This is a genomic window from Methylocystis sp. JR02, from assembly GCF_030063565.1.
Taxonomy (GTDB): Bacteria; Pseudomonadota; Alphaproteobacteria; order Rhizobiales; family Beijerinckiaceae; genus Methylocystis; species Methylocystis iwaonis.
Genome location: NZ_JASIRC010000001.1, coordinates 1,401,591 through 1,422,901 on the forward strand (window position 1 = coordinate 1,401,591; position 21,311 = coordinate 1,422,901).

Annotated in this window: 20 protein-coding genes; 5 read left to right on the forward strand and 15 right to left on the reverse strand. The window is 65.5% G+C overall.

Going from position 1 to position 21,311, the window contains the following annotated elements; all coding sequences use genetic code 11:
• Positions 1-144 precede the first annotated feature (144 nt).
• Positions 145-456 carry a YkgJ family cysteine cluster protein gene (locus QNA11_RS06760; RefSeq protein WP_283482421.1) on the forward strand — a complete coding sequence of 104 codons (312 nt, stop codon included), beginning with the start codon at positions 145-147 and terminating at the stop codon, positions 454-456.
• A gap of 94 nt (positions 457-550) precedes the next feature.
• Here the strand turns inward: QNA11_RS06760 and QNA11_RS06765 are convergent, their stop codons facing one another.
• From QNA11_RS06765 to surE, 3 genes are all read right to left on the reverse strand, one after another.
• Positions 551-2,173 carry a peptidoglycan DD-metalloendopeptidase family protein gene (locus QNA11_RS06765; RefSeq protein WP_283482422.1) on the reverse strand — a complete coding sequence of 541 codons (1,623 nt, stop codon included), beginning with the start codon at positions 2,171-2,173 and terminating at the stop codon, positions 551-553.
• Positions 2,174-2,299: 126 nt separating this feature from the next.
• Positions 2,300-2,977: a protein-L-isoaspartate O-methyltransferase family protein gene (locus QNA11_RS06770; RefSeq protein ID WP_283482423.1), complete on the reverse strand. Its 678-nt coding sequence runs from the start codon at positions 2,975-2,977 to the stop codon at positions 2,300-2,302.
• The gene (gene surE / locus QNA11_RS06775) at positions 2,974-3,759 is read right to left on the reverse strand and encodes a 5'/3'-nucleotidase SurE (RefSeq protein WP_283482424.1); all 786 of its coding nucleotides are present in this window, start codon (positions 3,757-3,759) and stop codon (positions 2,974-2,976) included. The genes QNA11_RS06770 and surE overlap by 4 nt, the downstream gene beginning before the upstream one ends.
• 114 nt (positions 3,760-3,873) lie before the next feature.
• Between surE and QNA11_RS06780 the strand changes: the two genes are divergently transcribed.
• Positions 3,874-4,284, forward strand: a complete 411-nt coding sequence (locus QNA11_RS06780; protein WP_283482425.1) for an SH3 domain-containing protein — start codon at positions 3,874-3,876, stop codon at positions 4,282-4,284.
• A gap of 177 nt (positions 4,285-4,461) precedes the next feature.
• Complete coding sequence (locus tag QNA11_RS06785) at positions 4,462-4,839, forward strand: SH3 domain-containing protein (RefSeq protein WP_283482426.1); 378 nt, start codon at positions 4,462-4,464, stop codon at positions 4,837-4,839.
• A 160-nt stretch (positions 4,840-4,999) separates the two neighbouring features.
• On the opposite strand, the gene serS is transcribed toward QNA11_RS06785, so the two are convergent.
• From serS to QNA11_RS06815, 6 genes are all read right to left on the reverse strand, one after another.
• Positions 5,000-6,310, reverse strand: coding sequence for a serine--tRNA ligase (gene serS / locus QNA11_RS06790; protein ID WP_283482427.1), 1,311 nt, complete (start codon positions 6,308-6,310; stop codon positions 5,000-5,002).
• Between the two features lie 211 nt (positions 6,311-6,521).
• Positions 6,522-7,310, reverse strand: coding sequence for a twin-arginine translocase subunit TatC (gene tatC, locus QNA11_RS06795; protein WP_283482429.1), 789 nt, complete (start codon positions 7,308-7,310; stop codon positions 6,522-6,524).
• Positions 7,307-7,750, reverse strand: coding sequence for a Sec-independent protein translocase subunit TatA/TatB (locus QNA11_RS06800; protein WP_283482430.1), 444 nt, complete (start codon positions 7,748-7,750; stop codon positions 7,307-7,309). The genes tatC and QNA11_RS06800 overlap by 4 nt, the downstream gene beginning before the upstream one ends.
• A gap of 163 nt (positions 7,751-7,913) precedes the next feature.
• A complete protein-coding gene (locus QNA11_RS06805) occupies positions 7,914-8,144 on the reverse strand; it encodes a twin-arginine translocase TatA/TatE family subunit (RefSeq protein ID WP_202072740.1) in 231 nt (76 codons plus the stop codon).
• A gap of 147 nt (positions 8,145-8,291) precedes the next feature.
• Positions 8,292-9,041, reverse strand: coding sequence for an SMC-Scp complex subunit ScpB (scpB, locus tag QNA11_RS06810; protein ID WP_283482431.1), 750 nt, complete (start codon positions 9,039-9,041; stop codon positions 8,292-8,294).
• Positions 9,042-9,113: 72 nt separating this feature from the next.
• The gene (locus QNA11_RS06815) at positions 9,114-9,929 is read right to left on the reverse strand and encodes a segregation and condensation protein A (protein WP_283482432.1); all 816 of its coding nucleotides are present in this window, start codon (positions 9,927-9,929) and stop codon (positions 9,114-9,116) included.
• A gap of 244 nt (positions 9,930-10,173) precedes the next feature.
• Between QNA11_RS06815 and QNA11_RS06820 the strand changes: the two genes are divergently transcribed.
• Entirely contained in the window at positions 10,174-11,805 is a 1,632-nt protein-coding gene (locus tag QNA11_RS06820; RefSeq protein ID WP_283482433.1) for an alkaline phosphatase PhoX, read from the forward strand.
• A gap of 89 nt (positions 11,806-11,894) precedes the next feature.
• Here the strand turns inward: QNA11_RS06820 and QNA11_RS06825 are convergent, their stop codons facing one another.
• Positions 11,895-12,422: a Uma2 family endonuclease gene (locus QNA11_RS06825; protein WP_283482434.1), complete on the reverse strand. Its 528-nt coding sequence runs from the start codon at positions 12,420-12,422 to the stop codon at positions 11,895-11,897.
• Between the two features lie 470 nt (positions 12,423-12,892).
• Between QNA11_RS06825 and QNA11_RS06830 the strand changes: the two genes are divergently transcribed.
• On the forward strand, positions 12,893-13,135 hold the full coding sequence (locus tag QNA11_RS06830; protein WP_283482435.1) for a hypothetical protein: 243 nt from the start codon (positions 12,893-12,895) through the stop codon (positions 13,133-13,135).
• A gap of 107 nt (positions 13,136-13,242) precedes the next feature.
• Here QNA11_RS06830 and nagZ read toward each other — a convergent pair whose 3' ends face one another.
• From nagZ to QNA11_RS06855, 5 genes are all read right to left on the reverse strand, one after another.
• On the reverse strand, positions 13,243-14,253 hold the full coding sequence (gene nagZ / locus QNA11_RS06835) for a beta-N-acetylhexosaminidase (protein WP_283482436.1): 1,011 nt from the start codon (positions 14,251-14,253) through the stop codon (positions 13,243-13,245).
• A 108-nt stretch (positions 14,254-14,361) separates the two neighbouring features.
• Complete coding sequence (locus tag QNA11_RS06840) at positions 14,362-15,744, reverse strand: SPOR domain-containing protein (protein ID WP_283482437.1); 1,383 nt, start codon at positions 15,742-15,744, stop codon at positions 14,362-14,364.
• Between the two features lie 75 nt (positions 15,745-15,819).
• Complete coding sequence (gene argS, locus QNA11_RS06845) at positions 15,820-17,601, reverse strand: arginine--tRNA ligase (RefSeq protein WP_283482438.1); 1,782 nt, start codon at positions 17,599-17,601, stop codon at positions 15,820-15,822.
• 77 nt (positions 17,602-17,678) lie between these two features.
• Positions 17,679-19,919 (reverse strand): multicopper oxidase family protein, encoded by a 2,241-nt coding sequence (locus tag QNA11_RS06850; protein WP_283482439.1) that lies wholly within the window; start codon positions 19,917-19,919, stop codon positions 17,679-17,681.
• Between the two features lie 142 nt (positions 19,920-20,061).
• Positions 20,062-21,300, reverse strand: a complete 1,239-nt coding sequence (locus tag QNA11_RS06855; RefSeq protein ID WP_283482440.1) for a deoxyguanosinetriphosphate triphosphohydrolase — start codon at positions 21,298-21,300, stop codon at positions 20,062-20,064.
• Positions 21,301-21,311 lie beyond the last annotated feature (11 nt).

The following is a 21,311-nucleotide window of genomic DNA, read 5'->3' on the forward strand; positions in this document are numbered from 1 at the left end:
TGCTCGTGAGCGTCCCCTCTCCCGCCATAGCCCGTCGAGAGACGGGCGTCTTGCAGACGCCCTATGCGGGGGAGGGACAGGGAGGGGGCCTTACGGTAATTGGGATTCGTTCGCAAAAGGATAGCCCCGCCCCACCTGCCGCTCATGGAACGAACCAATCCCTGCACAGCCTGCGGCGCCTGCTGCGCCAATTTTCGGGTGTCCTTCTATTGGGCGGAGGCGCCCGAGCGCGGATTGCCGGAGGCGGTCTACGCGCCGCTCAACGCGACCATGGCCCATATGATCGGGACGAATTGCCGACATCCGCGCTGCGCGGCGCTGAGCGGCGAGATCGGCGGGGAGACGCGCTGCGCCGTCTATGACGCGCGCCCCTCCCCTTGCCGATCGGTCGAGCCCGGGGACGATAAATGCCTGCAGGCGCGGGCGGCGTACGGGCTGGCTGAATTATCGATATAGAAACGAATACAGGCGGCGGGCCTTTCTTGGGACCCGCCGCCTCGCTATCTCCGCCGCCAGTGTCTCGCGGACGCCGGAGAATTCTTTCCGCTTGTCAGAGACCCGCGAGGTAATTCGTCGGATCGACCGGCGTCGAGCCCTTGCGCAGCTCGAAGTGGAGCTGCGGGGAGCCGACATTGCCGGACTGCCCGGAGCGGGCGATGGTCTGGCCGCGCTTCACCGTGTCGCCGCGCTTGACGTCGAGTTCGCCATTGTGGGCGTAGGCGGTCACGAAGCCGTTGGGGTGACGGATCAGCACCAGATTGCCATAGCCCTTCAGCTCGCTGCCGGCGTAAGCCACCTGCCCGCCTTCGGCGGCCTTCACCGGGGTGCCCTCCGGCACCGCGATGTTGATCCCGTCATTGCCGCCGGACGAGAAGCCCTGAATGATGCGGCCGCGCGCCGGCCAGCGGAACTCCGGACGATCGCTTTCCGTCGCTGAGACCTTGGTTGTCTCCTCGGCCGCCGGGATGGAGGCGGTCGGCGTTCCCCGATCGACCTGCCGGGCGGCGGGAGCGGTCTCGGCGCTCGCGACCTTGGCCTGTTTTTCGGCCGCCGGCTCGGCGGTCGCCTTGGCGAGACGCTCGGCCTTGGCCGCCTTGTCCGCCTCGAGCTTCGCGAGCTTCGCCTCCGCCGCCGCCTTCGCGGCCTCGGCCTTGGCCAGGGCGTCGGCCTTGGACTTCGAGGCGTCGGCCTTGGACTTCAAAGCCTCGGCCTTGGCGAGCTTGGCCTTCTCGGCCGCAACTTTGGCGTCGGCGGCCTTGGCCTCCGCCAGCTTCTTGGCTTCGAGCTTCTTCGCCTCGGCGAGCTTCTTGGCCTCGGCCGCCTTATCGGCGGCCGCCTTCTCGGCCTCGATCTTGGCGAGGCGCGCCGTCTCCGCAGCCTTATCGGCCTCGGCCTTCTTCAGACGCTTGGCGTCCTGCTCATGGGCGGCGGCTTCGGCCTTTCTGGCCTTGGCCTCTTCCTCGCGGGCGACCTTGGCGGCGCGCTCGGCTTTCGCCTGCTCCTCGCGGGCGGCCTTGGCGGCGGCTTCCGCCTTGCGCTGCTCCGCGCGGGCGGCGGCGGCCTCGGCTTTCGGATCGGGCTTCGGCTCGGCGGCGGCGACCTTTGCGGGCGCAGGGGCCGGCGCAGGCGCCGCTGCGGGCGCCGCAGAACGGGCGACCGCGCCGGCGCGATAGACCGGGATGATCAGACGAGAGCCCGGCTGCACCTGCGCGGCGGTGCTATAGCCATTGGCATGCAGCAGCGCATCCGGCGGGACGCCGTAGCGGGTGGCCAGCATGGCCGCGCTCTCGCCCGGCGCGACAGTGACGGGCGTGCCGCCGTCGGCGGTCCAATGGGCGGCGGCGGGGCCGGCCGAGGTTGGCGCGGCGGCGGCGATTGGCGTGCGGGGCGCAGCAGCGGCGGCGCTGGGAGCCGGCGCGGCGGTCGGCGGCGCCAGCGGGCGCGATTCGACGCGGGCGGGCGCCGGATTGGCGATCGCGCCGGTCGGCGACCGGTCGACGCCGCGGACCGACGCGCTACGCTGGGCGGCGGCGCCCGAGCCGCTGAAAGGATCGGAGAAGGGGTCGGAAAAACGCGTGGCGTCGGAGCAACCCGACATCAGAGCGGCCGCCCCGACGGCCATCATGAGCCGCAGCGCGGCCCGCGAATTGGAAATTTGACGCTCTTTAGCCATGACGCCGACCCACTCGCACGCACCAACAACGCGTTAGTTGTATGCGTATGTCGGTTAAGGAGGCGTTTAAGATGAATCTCCGATGAGCGGGTTCATGAAAATCTTCATCATAAGCAAAGTCTCAATTCACAAGGCTTTTGCAAGGCCGCTGGCCGCCGGGCCGAGGCTGTGGGGCCCGAGATCGGTCTCGTGCGGCTCGCCGCTTTCCGTGCGATCAACCTTAATCAATCGTTGACGGGCGCGCTTCTCGCCCGCTTGCGGCTCGCGGCGCGCGTAAACGAGCGTGCCGCCCGGCGACAGCATGGAGATCAACGCGGTGGGCGGCGCGTCGAGCGCGGCTTCAACGAGGATGCGGTCGAATTCGCCGAGCGTCGCCTCCGGTGCGAGGCCGTCCGCATGCAGCACAGCGGCGTTCGCGATCTCCAAGGCGGCGAGCCGCGGCGCGGCTTCGATGGCGAGCGTCTCGAAACGCTCCAGCGACACCACCTCCCAGGCGAGGCGCGCGAGGATCGCGGTCCCATAGCCGGAGCCGGTCCCGACCTCCAGCACGCGATGCCCCTTGCCGATGCGCAACGCCTCGATGCGCCGGCCGACATCGGCGGGGCGCGACATGGTTTGCCCGCAGCCGAGCGGCAGCGCCAGATTGCGATTGGCGAGATCGCGGAACTTGTAAGGCGCGAAAGCCTCGCGCGGGACGGTCTCGATGGCGCGCATGACCGAAATATCCCGCACCCCCGCCCGACGCACGGCGAGGAGCAAGGCCGCGCGCTCCTCGACGGCAGCCTTGGCGGCGGGCTCGCTCATATGGTCGCCTTCGGGCCTTCCTCGAAAGCGCGCGCGAGTCGCGTCACTGTCGGATGGTCGGTGAGATCGAGCTGAAGCGGCGTCACGGAAATTCTGTTTTCGTCGACCGCCAGCAGATCGGTTCCCTGCCCCGGCGTGAAGCTGCCGCGCTGGAAGGAAATCCAATGATAGGGATTGCCGCGCCCGTCCTGACGGTCCTCGATGCGCATGAGATCATTGCTGCGCCGGCCCTGCATGGTGACGGCGACGCCCGCGACCGCGCCGGGGGCGCAAGCCGGGAAGTTGACGTTCATCAGCACATTGCCGGGGATGCCCGTCGCCAGCAGCTTGCGCACGATCGCCGCGCCGTGGGTCTCGGCGCATTCCCAATGGATCGTGCGCCGGCCGGCGAAGAAATCATAGCACTGCGAAAGCGCGATCGCCGGAATCCCGAGAATTGTCGCCTCCATCGCGCCCGCGATCGTGCCCGAGTACGTCACATCCTCGGCGAGGTTCTGTCCGCTGTTGACGCCGGAGATCACGAGATCGGGCGGGTTATCGAGCATCAGCTTGCGAACGGCCATGATGACGCAATCGGTCGGCGTGCCCTTCAGCGCGAAATGACGCGGCGAGATTTCGCGCAACCGCAAAGGATCATTGAGCGAGAGCGAATGGGCGACGCCCGACTGCTCGGTTTCCGGCGCAACGATGAAAATATCGTCGGAGATCGCCCGCGCGATCTTTTCCGCAACTTCGAGGCCGGGCGCGTGAACGCCGTCGTCATTGGTGATGAGAATTCGCATCGCTCGGGCGTGACCGTGAGGAAGTGGGGGATGTTTTTGAGCGCAATTCGACGGCTCGCGCCCACGCACGCCCTACATGGTTCGGGGGTCTGGGTAAAGCGCAGGGAGTGCGCCATGCGTTCGAAACTTACGCCTCTGTTTGTCGCCATGGGGCTCGCCGCTTCGGCAGCCTCGGCGGCCGCCGTCCCCGCCATTGTGTCGGCGGACACCGCCTTACGCGCCCGCCCCGGCATGCGCAGCGCCATCGTCGCCACTATACCCGCCGGAGCGGCGGTCCAGGCCGGCCCCTGCCGCGCCTGGTGCCGCGTTCAATATGGCCCGGCCGTGGGCTTCGTCCCATCGCCGCTTCTGACCGCCAGCGCGGGCGCGCCCGGCTATTACGGTTCGGCCGGCTATGCCGACGCCGGCCCGTTCGGCTTGTTGGGCGCCCCGTTCGAAGCCGCTGGCGACATCTTCGGCGCGGGCGGGCCGGATGTATATGGGCAGGCGGCGCCGATGCAACCGCCGGTCGTCGCCGGCTATTGAAGCAGTGAGCGAAGCAATCCGGAGGAGCTTTTTCTCCCCCGGATGGCTTCGTCGAATCCTTCGCAGACTTTTGACCCGTTTTTAGCGAAGCCCGAGAAAAACGCGGCCTCGGGAATAGCCCTCCCGCTTCGGCGCGCCATATTTTTGCTTGCCTGCATCTTAAGTGGGGAGGCAATCATGCGTACGCTTTGCTATTCACTGATCGCTGCTGTCGCTCTCGTCGGCTCGGTTTCGGGCGCTTCAGCCTTCGAGGCCATGCTCGGCGGAAACTTCATGCTTCACGCGCACCCCAATGGCCCGCATCTGATGACGCTCGCCGCCGGCGACGTCGTCAACATCGACCAGTGCAACCATAGCTGGTGCGCCGTGAGTCACGGCCCGCACGCCGGCTTCATCTACATGCCGCGCGTCCTCGACGGGACGGTATACGGCCCGCGCGGCGGCGTCGCCGGCTATCAGGATGGCGGCCCGGCGGAGCTGGGCGTCGCCATCGTCTCCGCGCCGGTGATGGCCGCCGGGCAAATCGTCGACGCCGGCGTCAGCGTTCTGCGCTGATCGTGAGCGAATCCCTCCCCTTTACGGGGAGGGTGGCCCCGCGCAAGCGGGGTCGGGTGGGGTCCGCCCCAACCCGAGTCGTAACGGCGCGAGCCCCACCCGGCGGCCTTTGGCCGCCGACCTCCCCGTAAAGGGGAGGTATTGGCGCCGTCGCTGTCGCTTACACGCTTCGCGCAATGCGCGTGAGGCCGCCCATATAGGGCCGCAACGCCGCCGGAACCGTCACCGAGCCGTCGGCCTCCTGATAATTCTCCAGCACCGCCACCATGGCGCGCCCGACCGCGACGCCCGAGCCGTTGAGCGTATGCACGAAGCGCGGCTTGCCGTCCGACCCGCGCGAGCGCGCGTTCATGCGCCGCGCTTGGAAATCGCCGCAGACCGAGCAGGAGGAAATCTCGCGATATTTCCCCTGCCCCGGCAGCCAGACTTCGAGGTCGTAGGTCTTCTGCGACGCAAAGCCCATATCGCCCGTGCAGAGCACGACCTTGCGATAGGGTAATTCCAACGCCTGCAGCACTTTCTCGGCGCAACCGGTCATGCGCTCGTGTTCTTCGAGCGATTGCTCGGGCGCGGTGATCGAGACGAGCTCCACCTTGTAGAACTGGTGCTGGCGGATCATGCCGCGCGTATCCTTGCCGGCAGCGCCCGCCTCGGCGCGGAAGCAATAGGTGCCGGCGGTCATGCGGATCGGGAGTTGCGCCTCGTCGAGGATGGATTCGCGGACGAGGTTGGTGAGCGGGACTTCGGCGGTGGGGATGAGCCAATATTCGGACGTCTGCTCATCGGACGACTGCCGACCGGCGGTCACGGAGAACTGATCCTCTCGGAACTTCGGCAATTGCGCCGTGCCGAACATGGCGTCGTCGCGCACCAGCAGCGGCGGGTTCACCTCCATATAGCCATGCTCGCCCGTGTGCAGATCGAGCATGAATTGCGCGAGCGCGCGCTCCAGGCGCGCCAGCGGACCTTTGTTCACAACAAACCGAGCGCCCGACAGCTTGGCGGCCGTCTCGAAATCCATGAAGCCGAGACCTTCGCCGATCTCGAAGTGCTCCTTGGCCGTGAAGTCGAACGTGCGCGGCGTCCCCCAACGGAAGACTTCGACATTCTCATTCTCGTCCTTGCCCTCGGGCACGGACTCGAGCGGCGTGTTGGGGATGCTCGACAGCGCATTATCGAGCGCCGCGATTGCGTCGCGCTCCGCCTGCTCCAGCGTCGGCCAATTGTCCTTGATCTGCGCGACTTCCGCCTTGAGCGCTTCCGCCTTGGCGCTGTCGCCCGCCTTCATCGCGGCGCCGATTTCCTTCGACGCCGCATTGCGGCGCTCCTGCGCCTTCTGCAATTCGGCGATGGCCGAGCGGCGCGCGTCGTCGAGAGCGAAAAGCTCGGCCGACATGGGCGCAAGCCCGCGCCGCGCGCGGCCTTTATCGAAGACTTCAGCGTTCTCGCGAATCCATTTGATGTCATACATGTCGGGCTACCGGGCGTTTGGCGTCAGATGAGAATGTAACCGCGTCATGCCCGGCCTTGTGCCGGGCATCCACGCCGCGCCGCTGCGGCAGTGCTCCCAGCAAGGCCGCGACGTCTCGGCGTGGATGGCCGGGACAAGCCCGGCCATGACGCTGGAAAAACTTGGGGCCTTCTCCCGCAGGCGCGTAATGCGGTCAAGCGGCGCGCTGCCGCTATTCCTGCGCCGCCGCTTCCTGCTCCGCCCGCTTCTTCTCGACCATGCGAACCGAATAGATCGACGCCTCGTAAAGCAGCATCCCCGGCACCGCGAGCGCAAGCTGGGAGAAGACGTCCGGCGGCGTTAGAACCGCGGCGATCACGAAGACGATGACGATGGCGTAGCGGCGCTTCTCTTTCAGGAAGTCGGAAGAGACGATGCCCACCTGCCCCAGAAGCGTGAGAATCACCGGCATCTGGAAGACGACGCCGAAAGCGAGCACCAGCGTCATGATGAGCGAGAGATATTCCGAGACGCGCGGCAGCAGTTCGATCTGCGCCTTGCCCGGCTCGTTCGCCTGCTGCATGCCGATGAAGAAGCGCAGCAGATTGGGCATCACGAGAAAATAGACGACCAGCGCGCCGACGGCGAAGAAGACGGGGGTCGCGAAAAGATAGGGCCGGAAGGCCGCGCGTTCGTTCCGGTAGAGCCCGGGCGCAACGAAGGCGTAAAGCTGCGAGAGCACGATCGGGCAGGACAGGAAGGCCGCCATAAAGAGCGCGACCTTGATCTGGGTGAAGAAATATTCCTGCGGCGCCGTGTAGATCAGCCGCGCCTCGGGCCCCGCCACTTGCGTGTAGGGGATGACGAGAATGTTGTAGATGTCCTTGGCGAAGAAGAAGGCCAGGAAGAACATCGCCAGAAAGGCGAGCAGCGCCTTGATAAGCCGCTCGCGCAATTCCATCAGATGTTCGATCAGCGGCGCCTTGCTGGCCTCGATTTCAGCTTCGTCGGCCTCGGTCATTTATCCGCCTTTTGCGCAGCGCCGGCCTCGACGTCGCCGTTGACCTCGTCCTGAGGAGCTGCGTCCGTGGGAGGCCGCCCCTCCGTCGAGACGTCGCTTTGCCGCTCCTCAAGCGGGCGTTCCGGCGGGGGCTTTTTGTCGCCGTCCTCGATTGCGCTCACGATCTGCTTGCGCGCCTCGGCCATCGGATCGAAGGCGCTGTTGAGATTCGCGCCGGCCATGATGGCGCTGTTCGTCTCCTCGATCTGCTTTTTCAGATCGTCGAGCTCGGCCTCGCGCATGGCCGCCATGAACTGGTCCTGAAACTCATTGGCCATGCGCCGCATGCGGCCCGTCGCCTGGCCCAAAGTGCGCAGCACGCGCGGCAAATCCTTCGACGGAATCGCGATGAGCGCGACAATGCCGATGACGAGGAGCTTTCCGGGATCGAGATCGAACATTTCCAGTCCGAGAAGAGTATGGGAGGCGCCCCCTCCCTGTCCCTCCCCCGCTCCGCGGGAGAGGGGACGCTCGCGATCAGCATCGCGGATTCAAGCCGCAGTCTGCCCCCCTCTCCCGCGAAGCGGGGGAGGGTTGGGGAGGGGGCTTACCGCCCCTACGCCATCAAACCTTATCGCCGCTCGCTGACTTATTCGCCTCGATGGCCCGTGGCTCGACGCGTTCGCCCACCGGCTTCGCCGCCTCGGCGGTCTCATCCTCGGCCATGCCCTTCTTGAAGGCTTTGATGCCCTTGGCGACATCGCCCATCACGTCGGAAATTTTGAATTTTCCGCCGAACAAAATGAACGCCACGCCGCCGACGATGATCCAGTGCCAGATCGAGAAACCGCCCATGGCGGAAACCTCCAGTGGGAAACAGGCCGGGATCGCCGACCAAACTCACGGGAACCTATGCGGCCCGCGGCTCAAAAACAAGGCGACAGGCTAGCGAAATGATAGGTTTTTAACGGGCGCTTAGCTCGCAATGAGGGCAGAACGGCGTCAATCGTCGGTGAGCGCGTCCGGCGCGTCGATCGGCTCCGGCTCCTCGGGAAAGTCCATCTCCAGCGCCTGTGGCGCGTCGTCCTCCAGCGGCTCCTCGTCGTCGCGCAGCGCCGAGTCGTCGGAGGGCTGCGGCACGCCGAAGCCCTTTGGGAGACGGCCGTCGAAGAGGCCCGCCGCCTTGAGCTCGTCGAGGCCCGGCAGATCGCTGATCTGCTCCAGGCCGAAATGCATCAGGAAAGCGTCGGTCGTGCCATAGGTGATTGGGCGCCCCGGCGCCTTGCGGCGGCCGCGCAGGCGGACCCAGCCGGTTTCCATCAGCGTGTCGAGCGTGCCCTTTGAGATGGCGACGCCGCGAATCTCCTCGATCTCGGCGCGGGTCGCCGGCTGGTGATAGGCGATGATGGCGAGCGTCTCGAGCGCGGCGCGGGAGAGCTTCTTTTCCTCCACCTGCTCGCGGGCGAGAATCCAGTTCAAATCCCCCGCCGTGCGGAAGAACCACCTTTTGCCGACGCGGGTGAGGTTCACGCCGCGATTGGCGTAATGGTTGCGCAGCCGCTCCAGCACCTGGGCGAACTCGACCTTGTCGTCGATACGCCGCGCCATCTCTCTTTCATCCAGCGGCTCGGCCGAGGCGAACAGCATCGCTTCGACGATGCGCTCCGCCTCGCGCAAGGCGACCTCGTGGCGGGCCAGCGCCTCGTCGCTGTTGACGTCGAAGAGTTCGATTTTTTCCGCGGGCTGCGCCAATGCGCTCCTCCAAATGCTGGACCGCGAGCCTTCAGGCTCGCAGAATCAAAGCGAGCTTTCTGGCTCGCAGGACTAGAGCGAGCCCGAAGGCTCGCGGTCCAATAATGGCTGCGGCGCGCGGCGGCGCAGCCAGAGCGGCGCGAAGGGCCGGTCCTGCCGGATGTCGAACAGCCCTTCGCGGACCATTTCGAGCGACGCCGAAAAGGACGAGGCGCGGACGGTGCGCGCTGTCTGCAGGTCGGCGCAATATTGCAGCAGATAATCGTCCAGCACGGTCCATTCCGCGGAGACGCCGGCGAGCCGCTCCAGCGCCTCGCGCGCCTCGGCGAGCGACCAGACCGTGCGCTGTTTCAGCACCACATGGACGGCGGCGGTCTTCTGCCGCTGGCGGGCGTAGGCGGATAGGAGATCGAAGAGGCTCGCCCGATAATTCGGCTGCGAGATGGTCTCCAGCCCCTCCGGCCCGCCGCGCAGGAACATGTCGCGTCCGAGCCGCCCCCGCTGGGTCAGCTTGTCGGCGGCGAGCCGGATCAGCTCCAGCCGCTTGAGGCGTTCGGCGAGCGCGGCGGCAAGCTCCGCCGCCGAGGGCTCGTCGCTGTTCTTGGGGGGCTCGGGAAGCAGCAGGCGCGACTTCAAGAAGGCGAGCCAAGCGGCCATGACCAGATAATCGGCCGCCAGCTCCAGCCGCACCCGCCGCGCCGCCTCGATGAAGGCGAGATATTGCTCGGCGAGCGCCAGAATGGAGATGCGGGCGAGGTCGACCTTCTGGCGCCGGGCAAGCTCCAGCAGCAGATCGAGCGGCCCCTCGAATCCGTCGACGTCGACGAGAAAGGCCTCGCCTTCCGCGCGCGGTTCATCGGACAGATCGAATGAGAGATCCTGGGCCAATCGACTTTCCAGCTATGCGACAGTTTCGCGACTTTCAGGCCGGAGATTGGCAACTTCACGGCGCGCCCGCAAGCGCGGCGCGTTGTCCGGAACCGCCATCCACATGAAATGACCGCCCGCCTGGCGGGAACGGCCCGACACATTCCTGTCTCAAATGTTTCAAGCGGCGCTGCGATATGTCCCGCCGATTGCGCAGCCGAGCTTGGTTCCGCGCAAGCGTTTCAACGGATGGGGAAATCAGTCGATGTATCTCAAGCTCAAATACACGGTCGCCCTCGCGGCGCTCGCCGCGGCGACAACGGCGCTGGCCGATTCCCCGAAGGGCGTCGGGCCGATCACCTTCAGCGTTCCCAACGCCGTGTCTCCGACCGGCAATCCGCAGGCGACGCTGGTGAGCGACAATTTCAGCCTCCGCCTGCTCGCGTCGACGCCCGACCTGGTGGAAAATCCGAGCGGAGACATCACCACCTTCGGCAAGCTGGCGACGGGCGCCGATACGGTGCCGGACATCCACACCTATCTCGTGCTGCCCAGAAATCCCGGCGGCCCGACGCAAGGCTATGATTATGGCCGCCGCTTCCTTTATCAGGGCCATGAGAACGGCGGGGATATGGCCTATATCACCCGCATCAACCTCGACGTTGCCGACCCGGCGCACCGCATCACCCTGCTGACCCCCGTCGATTCGGCGAGCGGCAAAACGGGCCTCAACCGCATCGACGGCTCGAGCTACAACCCCTTCACCCAGAAGCTGCTCTTTGCGGAAGAGAACGACAATTCCGCCACGCTCAACGGCACGGGCAATGTCCACGAGGTCAGCCTCGACTGGCCGGCGCAGCGCGTCTCTCTCGAGGCGTTCATCGGCACGGGCGGCTTCGAGGGTATTCATCCCGACGGCAAGGGCAACATCTATCTGGTTGAGGACATCGGCGGAAAAACCGCGCCTTCCGGCACGACCGCCACTGTCGACGGGGTGGCGAATGTGCCGCTGAAGTCGGCGCGTCAGCCCAACTCCTTCGTCTACCGCTTCGTGCCGAACAACCCGAAGCGCCTGCAGGACGGCGGCAAACTGCAGTCGCTCCAGGTTTATGTCGATGGCGCGCCGGTCACCTTCCATGCGAACGACGTGATCGGCGACATCATCTCGCCGGCGCAAAAGCAGCTCTACACGCCGGGCCTGCGTTTGCCGTTCAAGTGGGTGACCATCCACGAGTCGCACAAGGATGACACGACGCCGTTCAGCGCCACCGAAGCGGCGAAAGCCGCGGGCGCGACGCCGTTCAAGCGTCCGGAAAACATGACCTGGCTGCCCGACTCGCATTTCCGCACGTTCTACTTCACCGCGACCGGCGACACCGACGCCCCCACGGGTCAGGTCCCGCAGCTTGCGGCCCGCGGCGCCTGGGGCGCCATCATCCGTGTCGACCTCCGCGAGAACGAAGAGCACGTGGAGCACGAAGTGCACGAGGAGCATCACGGCGCTCGCGCCAGCGGAGATGGCAGCGTCTCTGTCTTCGTTCTCGGCGACCAGGATCATGCCGCCTTCGACAATATCTTCTTCGCCAACCGCGAACAGTTGCTCGCGGCCGAAGACCGGGGCGACAAGCTGCATGACCAACTGCAAAAATACGACTCGATCTGGGCGTATAATGTGCGCACCGGCCGGGCGGCGCGCTTCGTCGCTTTGGGCGCCGACACGCTGGCCGCGCCCGTCGGCAAGGATGACAATGAACCGACCGGCGTCGTCATTTCCAACGGCAGCCCCGCCAAGGGCGAGATGGTCGGCATGGAAGGAAGCCTCGAGCACGCGCGCGGCTTCTTTACCCAGCAGCACGGCTTGAACCAGGTCTACGAGTTCTACAAGATCGGCCGCTGATCCCGGCCGCCGGCGGCGCACGCGCCGCCGGCTCTTTCGCAGCGACGCCAGCGAAGTTCCGTGACGACTAGACGGGGCGCAAACAGGCGCTACTCCCCGTAGATGTCCGTAAGCGCGATTTCCAGCCCCGGCGGGTCGAGCGTGACAGAGCCCTCGCGGATGATCCGCGTCAGGATCGTCTCCCCCTCCCCGCGCGCGTGGTGGAAGATGAGCCGCGCATCCGGCGAGACAATCAAGTAATGCGCGACGCTCGGCAGCCGGAAATAGGCCGCGAGCTTGCCAAGAGAATCGTTCTTCCCGGTCGACGGCGACAGAACCTCGACCACGATGATGGGGTTTTCGACGACGATCGTATCGGGCGGCAGCTCCGGCCCGCAATAGACCTGCGCATCGAGCTCGAAGACCGTATCGGCGGCAATACGGATGGCCATGCCGTCGGGCAAAGAATGGCAAGGCAGGCCCTTGGCGCGGAGGGCGTTGTGCAGGGCCATATAGACCCGGCCTTTGATCTTCGCATGCGCGACGCGCTCCGACGCCTGGGCGAAAACCTCGCCGCCGGCGAGTTCGTAGCGCCCCGCCTGAGTCTGCGACCAGGCGATGAATTCTTCGGCGCTCATGCGCTCTTTCGGAACGGCGGCGGCGGACATGAAGCGAGGATAGCGCGGCCGGGCCGCCCGCGCCACTCGTCGAATCGGCTCCACGCCCTGGCCGTCTCGCCGAACGAGCGTGAGCCCCGCGAATCAGGCGCGAGCGAAGACGCCTGCGCTGCCGCCCATCGCTCCCTGTGTGACGCTCTAAAGGTCTAAGCCACGCGTGCAGCTTCTCGAGCAGGCCAATCGAGAACACAGATTACTATAAATATATTCAATAACTTATCAAAAGAAAACACGCTTTCACCGGCCTTCCTTCCTCCCTTCCACCGGGAGTGGACCAACGAAAATCGTCCCGCGTGGCTCTTTGTGAACAGGTGATTGAAATGTAGTCCATATGACTAGATAGTCGTCATAATGCCTAATCTATGGACGATTATTTGCCTTGTTAATAGGCACAAGATGCAAGAATGCATCGACTTAAGGGGGAAATATCCATGATCCGTAATCGGCTTTTTTTGACCCTGCTGTTAGTGGGAGCCAGCCTGGCCTCGGGAGCGCTCGCGGCCGAGAAGCACAAACGCGCGCATCCTCAGGATTTCTATGCGCGCGCTGCGGAGACCTCCGACGATCTCATGACCGGCGCGCCTCAGACGAATGCTCGGCCCGACTGCTTCGTTTCCTATTCCCCGGCAGAAGTCACCAAAGGCATCCGCCACTGGACGGGCAAGTGTCACTAGGCTCGCGATAATAGGCATGAGACAAAAACGCCCCGACCGTGACATCGATGGTCGGGGCGTTTGTTTGTGCAGGCCGCGGCTGAATGGGAAGCTAGCCGAAGCCGCCTTTAGACTCGCGCCCCCGCCCCTGTCGCCGCTTCAAACTCAGCGACGCCAGCGGCGACGTCGAAGGCCTCGACCGCACGCACGCACGCAAGCGCCTTCTCCGCCCGCTCCAGCGCCCTGCCCGCCAACGCCGACGCGCCTTCGGCCACCGGGAGAGCCTCGGCAAGGTCGCCATTACAATGCAGAACCATGTCGCACCCCGCGGCATTGGCGCGCTCGGCGCGTTCGCGGAAATTTCCTGTCAGCGCCTTCATGGAGAGATCGTCGGTCATCAGCAGGCCGTCGAAGCCGATCAGGCCGCGAATGATGTCGCTCACCACGATCTTCGACTGGGTGCCCGGCGCGCTCGGGTCGATCGCCGTGTAGACCACATGGGCGCTCATCGCCATGGGCAGGTCGGCGTTGGCCTTGAAGGGCTCAAAGTCCACCGCCTCCAGCTCGGCGCGGCTCGCCTCGACCATCGGCAGTTCCAAATGGCTATCGGCCTTGGCGCGGCCGTGGCCTGGGATATGTTTCATTACCGGCGCGACGCCGCCCGCCATCAGCCCCTCGGCGGCGGCGCGGCCGAGCTTCGCGGCGCGCGCAGGGTCGCGGCTGTAGGCGCGGTCGCTGATGATGGCGTGAGAGCTTTCGGCTGGAACGTCCAGCACCGGCAAGCAGTCGACGTCGATGCCGACTTCGCGCAAATCATGCGCCATCAACCGCGCCCCGAGCCAGGCAAGCCGCTCGGCCTGCAGGGCGTCGGCGCCGGCTTGCTCGAAGCGCGCGGCGCTCGGATAGGCGCGCCAGTTCGGCGCATTGAGTCGCTGCACCCGGCCGCCTTCCTGATCGACCAGCACCGGCGCGTGACGGCCGAGCGCGTCACGCAGTTCCGCCGTCAGGCGCGCGACCTGCTCGCGGCTCTCGACGTTGCGGCGAAAGAGGATGACGCCCCAGGGGCTGGCGTCACGCAGAAAGGCGCGCTCATCGGCGTCGAGGGAGAGGCCTTTGAGGCCGCAGATGAAAGCGCGCATGGGAAAGTTCCGGAATCACAACCGCACGTCATGCCCGCGCTTGTCGCGGGCATCCACGCGATTCGGCAAGGCGTGGATGGCCGGGACAAGCCCGGCCATGACGGTTTGTCAGTTCCCCGCGACGAAGCAGTTGCCGCCCGACGCCTTGACCTTGTTGCAGATGGCGTTGGCGGACTCCTTGCTCACGCCGGCGACGCGGACGCGATAGACCGTCTTGTCGCCGACCTTGGCGGGTTTGAACGTCGGCCGCACGCCATACTTGGCCGAAACGGTCTTGAGAAGCGTGCGGGCCTCCTCCTCCGTATTGGCGGCGCCGAACTGCACGGCGTAGCCGCCGCTCGTCGTCGCGGGCGCGGCGGCGGCGGTCTCCCCGGCGTCGGCTGGGGGCTCCACAGCGGCGACCTTGGGGGCCGGCTTGGGGGCCGGCTTGGGCTTCGGAGCCGGCGTCGTCGCGGTCTTGGTCTCGGGCTTCGGCGTCGCGCCCTTCGCCTGGAACGGGTCCAGCGGCACGACGACGGGATTGGCGCTCTTGGCGACGGCCGGCGGCACGCTGGCCTCATCGACACGGCTGCCGTCGGGGCGCACGGTGACGGTCTTCACCTTATGGGGCTGCGAGCCGAGCGCCGGCTCATGCGGCGCGTCGACGGGACCGTTGCCTAACGTCACCGCTTTCGGGGCGACCGTCGGGTCGATCGCCTGCTCCTGATGCGTCACGACCTGCTTGACGGGCGTCGAATCCTTGCGGTCGAGCACAGCCGCCCCGTTGTCGCTCGCGGTCTCCTGCTCCGTCTCGGCCGAGGGCTTCACCTTCACCGGGCCTTCCGGCGCGTTGATGACGGCGATCTCCTTGGAGCCGCCAACTCCGCCGCGATGCAGGAAGCCCCAGCCAATGCTGGCGACGGCGATGACGGAGATCGCCGCGACCGCATGCCAGGGACGCAGATATTTGCCGACGCCGCCGCGCGCCGTCTCGGGCGACTCCTCGGCCCCATAGTCGAGATATTCCGCGTCATCCGGCCAGCCGCCCTCGGCCCCGCCGTGATAGGCCGCGTCGTAATGCTGGTCAGCCTGCTGGCCATGGGCATAGGCGTGCGCGTCATAGCTCTGATGCTGCTCATAGCCCTGATGTTCATGGCCCTGAGTTTCATGGCCCTGATGTTCATGGCCCTGGTGCTGCGCGTAATGCGGATGCGCCTCTTCGTAATGGCGCGGCTCGGGCTGCACCGGCGGCGCGGCGTCCAGGGAGCCGCGTAGCGGCGCGTCCCACTGCGGCTGTTGCGGCGGCGGCGGGGGAGCGGCGCGCGCCGCGCGCGGATCGGGCAGGATCTTGTTGAGGGCGTCGGCCTGCGCCGTCTCGCCCTGCATCAGCCGGGCGAGCTCGCTCAGAGGGTTGGTCTTCGGCGGGGCGACCTGCGGCGTCTCCGCCGCCCGCATGCGCCGCTCGAATTCCGAGAGGTCGATCGCTGGGCCTCTAACGGACGATTCACGCATGATCTACCTCGATCCTCTTCCCACTCGCGGAGCTTATCGTCAGGCGTCGCGCGGGCTAAGGCCGAAGGTCGCGCGTCAACGCATTTCGTCGGGGGCGCTCACGCCGAGAAGCCTCAAGCCCGACCCCAGGACGATTGTTAAGGATAAAACCAACGCGACCCGGGCGCTCGTTAAATCTCTCTCCTTGGCATTAACAAAGCGTAATTGTGGCTGATCTTTGCCGCGGTTCCAATGCGCATGGAACACGCTGGCGATCTCATAGAGGTAAAACGCCACCCGGTGCGGCTCATGGGCGGCGGCCGCCGCCTCTATCGCGCGCGGATATTGGGCGATCACGCGGGCAAGCTGCAATTCGCCTTCATCCGTGAGAAGCTCGAGCTTCGCCCCCGCCAGCGCGGACAAAGAGACGTCGAGATCCGGGAAGGCCGCGAGCGCCTGGCGCACCGCCGATTTGGCCCGCGCATGGGCGTATTGCACATAGAAGACGGCATTGTCCTTCGATTGCTCGATGACCTTGGCGAGGTCGAAGTCGAGCGGCGCGTCATTCTTGCGATAGAGCATCATGAAGCGCACGGCGTCCAAGCCGACTTCATCGACCACCTCGCGCAGAGTGACGAAATCGCCGGCGCGCTTCGACATCTTCACCGGCTCGCCGTTGCGCATCAGCTTGACGAGCTGGCAAAGCTTCACGTCGAGCGTTGCCTTCCTGTCAGAGAGCGCGGCGACGGCGGCGCCCATGCGCTTCACATAGCCGCCGTGATCGGCGCCCCAGACGTCGACCAGCGTATCGAAGCCGCGGTCGATCTTGTCCTTGTGATAGGCAATGTCGGCGGCGAAATAGGTCGGCGAGCCGTCCGATTTTTTAAGCGCGCGATCGACGTCATCGCCGAAGTCCGTCGAACGGAAGAGGGTCTGCTCGCGATCCTCCCAATCGTCGGGAAGCTGCCCCTTGGGCGGCGGCAGGCGGCCCTCATAGACCAGCCCCTTCTCACGCAGCCACTCGATCGCCGCGTCGATCTTCGACGGGCCGTTCGAGCTGTCGTGCAGCGTGCGCTCGGAGAAGAAGACCTCATGGCGGATGTTGAGCGCGGCGAGATCGTCGCGGATCATGTCCATCATGGCGTCAATGGCCGCGTTCTTGACGATCGGCAGCCATTCGCGCTCGGACTTGTCCAAAAGCGCCTTGCCATGCGCCTTGGCCAGCGCCTGGCCCACAGGCACGAGATAGTCGCCGGGGTAAAGCCCCTCTGGGATCGTGATGGTTTCGCCCAGCGCCTCGCGGTAGCGCATGAAGGCGGAGCGGGCGAGCACATCGACCTGGGCGCCGGCGTCATTTATGTAATATTCGCGCGTTACCTCACAGCCGGAGAATGCCAGGAGATTAGCGAGCGCATCGCCGAAGACCGCGCCGCGGCCATGGCCGACATGCATCGGGCCAGTGGGGTTGGCGGAGACATACTCGACGTTGACTTTGCCCTGCAGCGCCCCTGCCCGGCCCTTCTCGACGCGGCCGAAATTTTCGGGATCGCTCAAGGCGGCGCGCAGCACCTGCGAGAAGATTTCAGGCTTGAGACGGATGTTGATGAAGCCCGGCCCGGCCACCTCGGCCGTCGCGACTCCCTCGGATTCGGCCAAAGCGTAACAGATCGCCACGGCCAACTCGCGCGGATTGGCGAAACTGGGCTTGGCCTCCTTGGCGAAGACCATGGCGGCGTTGCAGGCGAGATCGCCCAGCGCCGCATCCTTCGGCGGCTCGACGACGAAGCGCGCGTGATCGAGCGTCGGCAGGCGGCCATCTGCCTGGAGCCGGTCGAGGATCGAAGCGATGCGGGCGTGGAAGATGTCGAAAATGTTCATGGCGGTCCGGGTCGAAGGATTTCGCGCGCGGGTCTAGCAGACCCAGCGCGCGAATGCATCTCCGGCGGACCGGCCCCTCAGGCGCCTTGCCGGGCCTGGACGTCGAAATGCAGCATCATCCCCATGTCCTCGTGCTCGACGAGGTGGCAGTGATAGGGGTAGTGGCCGGTGTAACCCTTCGGGAAATGCACCAGCAGCTCCACAAGCTCATTCGACGGGATGCGCACGGTGTCGTGGCGCGCGACCTTGTCGAAATCGAGCGGGCGGTTGCCCGTCGTCTCCACGAATTGGTTCGCGCTGTTCAGCGCCCAACGCCGGGTGACCACGAAATTCACCAGATGCAGATGGAAGGGGTGCATATCCGGCGCGCCCCCGGCGAGGTTCGTTGGATCATTGCCGATATTGGCGACATACCACCGCTCATAGGTCCCTTCCACCGGCTGGATCACCTGACGGCCCTTCGACGGATTGGTCCGATAGAGGTGGGGGTAGCGGTAGATCGGGGGAAATCCCGCCGGATTGCTGTTCTGCGTCGCAAGCCCCCAGAGCTGATCCTTATGGGTGGGCGCGTGCGGCGGCATCGGCTCCTCCGGCTCGAAGAAGAAGGCCCGCGCCACCTGATAGGACACGGCCGCAGCCGGCGCGCCTTGTTGCGTCGGATCGTTGAGCTTCGCGTCGAAAGGCACGGGGAAAACGGTAGGATCGCCTGACGGCGCGGTCGCCGGGCGAAGCTCCCAGATTTGCGTATCGCGCCACGGCGTGTCGCCCGTGTAAGGTGAGTTTTCGCCATTTTGCGCCAGCTTGCGCGTATCGTTCATCAGGACGACGAAACGATTGTGAGCAATCGGCGCATTTGCCGGGCTCGGCGCGAGCTCTGGCGATGCGCCCGGGACCCAATGGAAGCTCTCGTCATCAGCGTGGCGGCGCAGAATTTTGTCCAATGTGCAGACGTCGAGCGCCGAGGGCTCGCTGTGGCCCCCGCCGCCGTGGACGTGCCCGGCCGCAGCGAAGCGGAACTGGAGCAAATTGGCGAGCGGGAGAAAAGGGTCCGGATTAGGTTGATTGGCGGCGCCAATGGCGGCGAGCGCCTTGTTGCTGTCCGGCAGCATCACCGAGTTTCCATCGAACTGGAAAATCGGTTCGTCGTCCGGGGCGCCGGGCTTGTACCCCGCGAGCGCCAAATTGACGAGGATAAGCGCGTTGACCTCGGGCTTCACCTTCGTGAAATCGACCAAAAGGTCGAGACGTTCGCCCGGCGCCAGCAGCAGATATTGCTTGTCCTGCAGCGTGACGCTTTTGCCGAGCAAGCCCGCCTCGTTGCCGATCGCCGTCAGCCGCTCCCCGTACCAAACCTTGCCGTTGTCCGTTCCTGCGGGATCGGCCAAGGTGAGCGCATAAGTGCGGGCGTTCGAGCCATTGAGCACGCGCAGCCGATAAACCTTCCGATCGGCGTGAACATGCGGCCACGGCCGCCCATTCACGAAAATAGTGTCGCCGAGAAACTCCGGCCGGGCGGTGCGGTCCAAGGTCTTAAGGAGGGGCACGCCCTTCTTATAGTCGATGCGCGTGGAATCCACTTCGAGGCCATCTTGGCCCTTCGACCCGAAGCAGCGGTCCTGGATGACGAGCGGGATTTCCTGCGCTTCGCCGCCGATCAGATGGAAAATCTCGGCGTCGGAATGGTCGCGGATGAAATAAAGGCCGGCGAGGCCAGCGTGAACCTGCTGCGCCGTATTATCCATCGAATGGTCGTGGAACCACAGCATCGTGGCCCGCTGGTCATTGGGATAGAAATAGGTCCGGTGCGAGGGCATGTGGAAGGGATTGCCTTCATAGCTCGCCGGATGCAGCGGCCAGCCGTCCGAGGTCGGCAATACTTTGCCGCCATGCAGATGGGTGACGACGCCGAGCGCGTAATTCATGGAGCGGAACTGGGGAATGTCCTTGCCCATCTCCATATCGGCAGGATTGATCGGCGGCATGGCGAGCGGGCGCGCTTCGCCTGCTTTCGCCGCGCCCATGGAGGGCAGCTTATTGATCCAGATCGTCTTCAGCGGCTGGCCGCGCTGGACGTTGATCACGGGCCCAAGATAATTTTCCAGCGTCGCCGCCCGCTCCTGCGGCGAGCCGCTCCGAATATAGCACCACGCGTTCGGATTCTTCGGGTCGGGCGGGTTGTTGGGATCGACCGCGTCGATGAACTTCACGTTACGCGCTTCGACGGTGAATGTGAGGCAGCCCCATACGCTCGTCTGCCCCGTGGTAACGATGTCGAGCGCTCCCAGCGGCAAATGGTTTTCGAAATTCAGAGCCATCATTAAGTCCCTCCTGAAAAATCAGCCCTCGAAAAGCATCCCCGACACCAGGGGAAGAAAATGTGCGGCGACGCACGCCCCCTTTGGCTAATTGCCTTCGAGCGCCTAACCCTGCGTAGCGCAAGCGTATTTCACCTGCAATAGTTTACCCGAAAAGCCGTTTTACCTCGCCCAGCGCATATCTGTCGGTCATCCCGGCGATGTAATCCGCCACCACCACCGCTCTCGCGGCGCCGTCGCGCGCCGCCGCCAGCGTCGCCCATTCGGCCGGCATGAGCGACGGCTGCTCGAAAAACGCCGGGAAAAGGCGCGAGATCGCGTCCTCGGCGCGGGTCCAGACGCCCATCACCCGCTCGTGCCGATACATATTGGCGAAGAGGAAGCGCTTGATGTCGCGCTCGGCCTCGCGCATATCGGCGGAGAGCGCGACCATCGCCTCCCCTGCCCCGCGGACCTCTTCGGCCGAGCGAGGAGAATGCTGCTCGAGACGCGCCTGCGCCGTCCCGATCGCATCCTCGACGAAGCGCGTGATCACCCGGCGCACCAGCTCATGGATGACGCGGCCGCGTTCGAGGCCGGGATGCTTGCGCGCGATTTCCTCCAGCAATCCGGCGACGAAGGACACGGCTCCTGCAATGTCCTCCAGCGTGAAGAGATTGGCGCGTAGGCCGTCGTCCATGTCGTGGCCGATATAGGCGATGTCGTCGGCGAGCGCCGCCGCCTGCGCCTCCACGCCCGCGAAGGAGGCGAGCTCCAGCGGACAGCTAGCGTCGAATTCGCAAATATAGCGCGACGGGGGTCTCAACGCCTTGGGCCCCGCAAGCGGCCCATTGTGCTTCACAATGCCCTCGAGCGCCTCCCAGGTGAGATCGAGCCCGTCGTAATCGGCGTAGCGGCGCTCCAGCAGCGTCACGACGCGCAGCGCCTGAGAGTTGTGGTCGAAGCCTCCATAGGGCTTCATGCAGGCTTCGAGCGCCTCCTCCCCGGCATGGCCGAAGGGCGTGTGGCCGAGATCATGCGCCAGCGCCACCGCCTCGGCGAGGTCCTCGTCGACCCTGAGCGCCCGAGCGATCGCGCGGGCGATCTGCCCCACTTCGATCGTATGGGTCAGCCGCGTGCGGAAATGGTCGCCGTCGAGTGGCACGAAAACCTGAGTCTTATGCGCGAGGCGCCGGAAGGCGGTGGAATGGATGATGCGGTCGCGGTCGCGCTGAAACTCGCTGCGCGTCGGCGATGGCGCGACGGCATAGAGGCGCCCACGCGAATTTGTGGCGTCGCAGGCATAAGGCGCGAGGGGCTGGCGCAGCGCCACGGTCGGGCTCCAGTCATTGAAAGGCCGGAAGTTCGGACCTATGTTGCCGCCATAGCCCGCAATCGACGGCATAAGCAAGAATC

Coding starts and splice junctions, on each gene's coding strand:
- QNA11_RS06760 (WP_283482421.1), top strand. CDS start 145: ATGGAACGAACCAATCCCTGCACAGCCTGCGGCGCCTGCTGCGCCAAT.
- QNA11_RS06765 (WP_283482422.1), bottom strand. CDS start 2,173: ATGGCTAAAGAGCGTCAAATTTCCAATTCGCGGGCCGCGCTGCGGCTC.
- QNA11_RS06770 (WP_283482423.1), bottom strand. CDS start 2,977: ATGAGCGAGCCCGCCGCCAAGGCTGCCGTCGAGGAGCGCGCGGCCTTG.
- surE (WP_283482424.1), bottom strand. CDS start 3,759: ATGCGAATTCTCATCACCAATGACGACGGCGTTCACGCGCCCGGCCTC.
- QNA11_RS06780 (WP_283482425.1), top strand. CDS start 3,874: ATGCGTTCGAAACTTACGCCTCTGTTTGTCGCCATGGGGCTCGCCGCT.
- QNA11_RS06785 (WP_283482426.1), top strand. CDS start 4,462: ATGCGTACGCTTTGCTATTCACTGATCGCTGCTGTCGCTCTCGTCGGC.
- serS (WP_283482427.1), bottom strand. CDS start 6,310: ATGTATGACATCAAATGGATTCGCGAGAACGCTGAAGTCTTCGATAAA.
- tatC (WP_283482429.1), bottom strand. CDS start 7,310: ATGACCGAGGCCGACGAAGCTGAAATCGAGGCCAGCAAGGCGCCGCTG.
- QNA11_RS06800 (WP_283482430.1), bottom strand. CDS start 7,750: ATGTTCGATCTCGATCCCGGAAAGCTCCTCGTCATCGGCATTGTCGCG.
- QNA11_RS06805 (WP_202072740.1), bottom strand. CDS start 8,144: ATGGGCGGTTTCTCGATCTGGCACTGGATCATCGTCGGCGGCGTGGCG.
- QNA11_RS06820 (WP_283482433.1), top strand. CDS start 10,174: ATGTATCTCAAGCTCAAATACACGGTCGCCCTCGCGGCGCTCGCCGCG.
- QNA11_RS06825 (WP_283482434.1), bottom strand. CDS start 12,422: ATGAGCGCCGAAGAATTCATCGCCTGGTCGCAGACTCAGGCGGGGCGC.
- QNA11_RS06830 (WP_283482435.1), top strand. CDS start 12,893: ATGATCCGTAATCGGCTTTTTTTGACCCTGCTGTTAGTGGGAGCCAGC.
- nagZ (WP_283482436.1), bottom strand. CDS start 14,253: ATGCGCGCTTTCATCTGCGGCCTCAAAGGCCTCTCCCTCGACGCCGAT.
- QNA11_RS06840 (WP_283482437.1), bottom strand. CDS start 15,744: ATGCGTGAATCGTCCGTTAGAGGCCCAGCGATCGACCTCTCGGAATTC.
- argS (WP_283482438.1), bottom strand. CDS start 17,601: ATGAACATTTTCGACATCTTCCACGCCCGCATCGCTTCGATCCTCGAC.
- QNA11_RS06850 (WP_283482439.1), bottom strand. CDS start 19,919: ATGATGGCTCTGAATTTCGAAAACCATTTGCCGCTGGGAGCGCTCGAC.
- QNA11_RS06855 (WP_283482440.1), bottom strand. CDS start 21,300: ATGCCGTCGATTGCGGGCTATGGCGGCAACATAGGTCCGAACTTCCGG.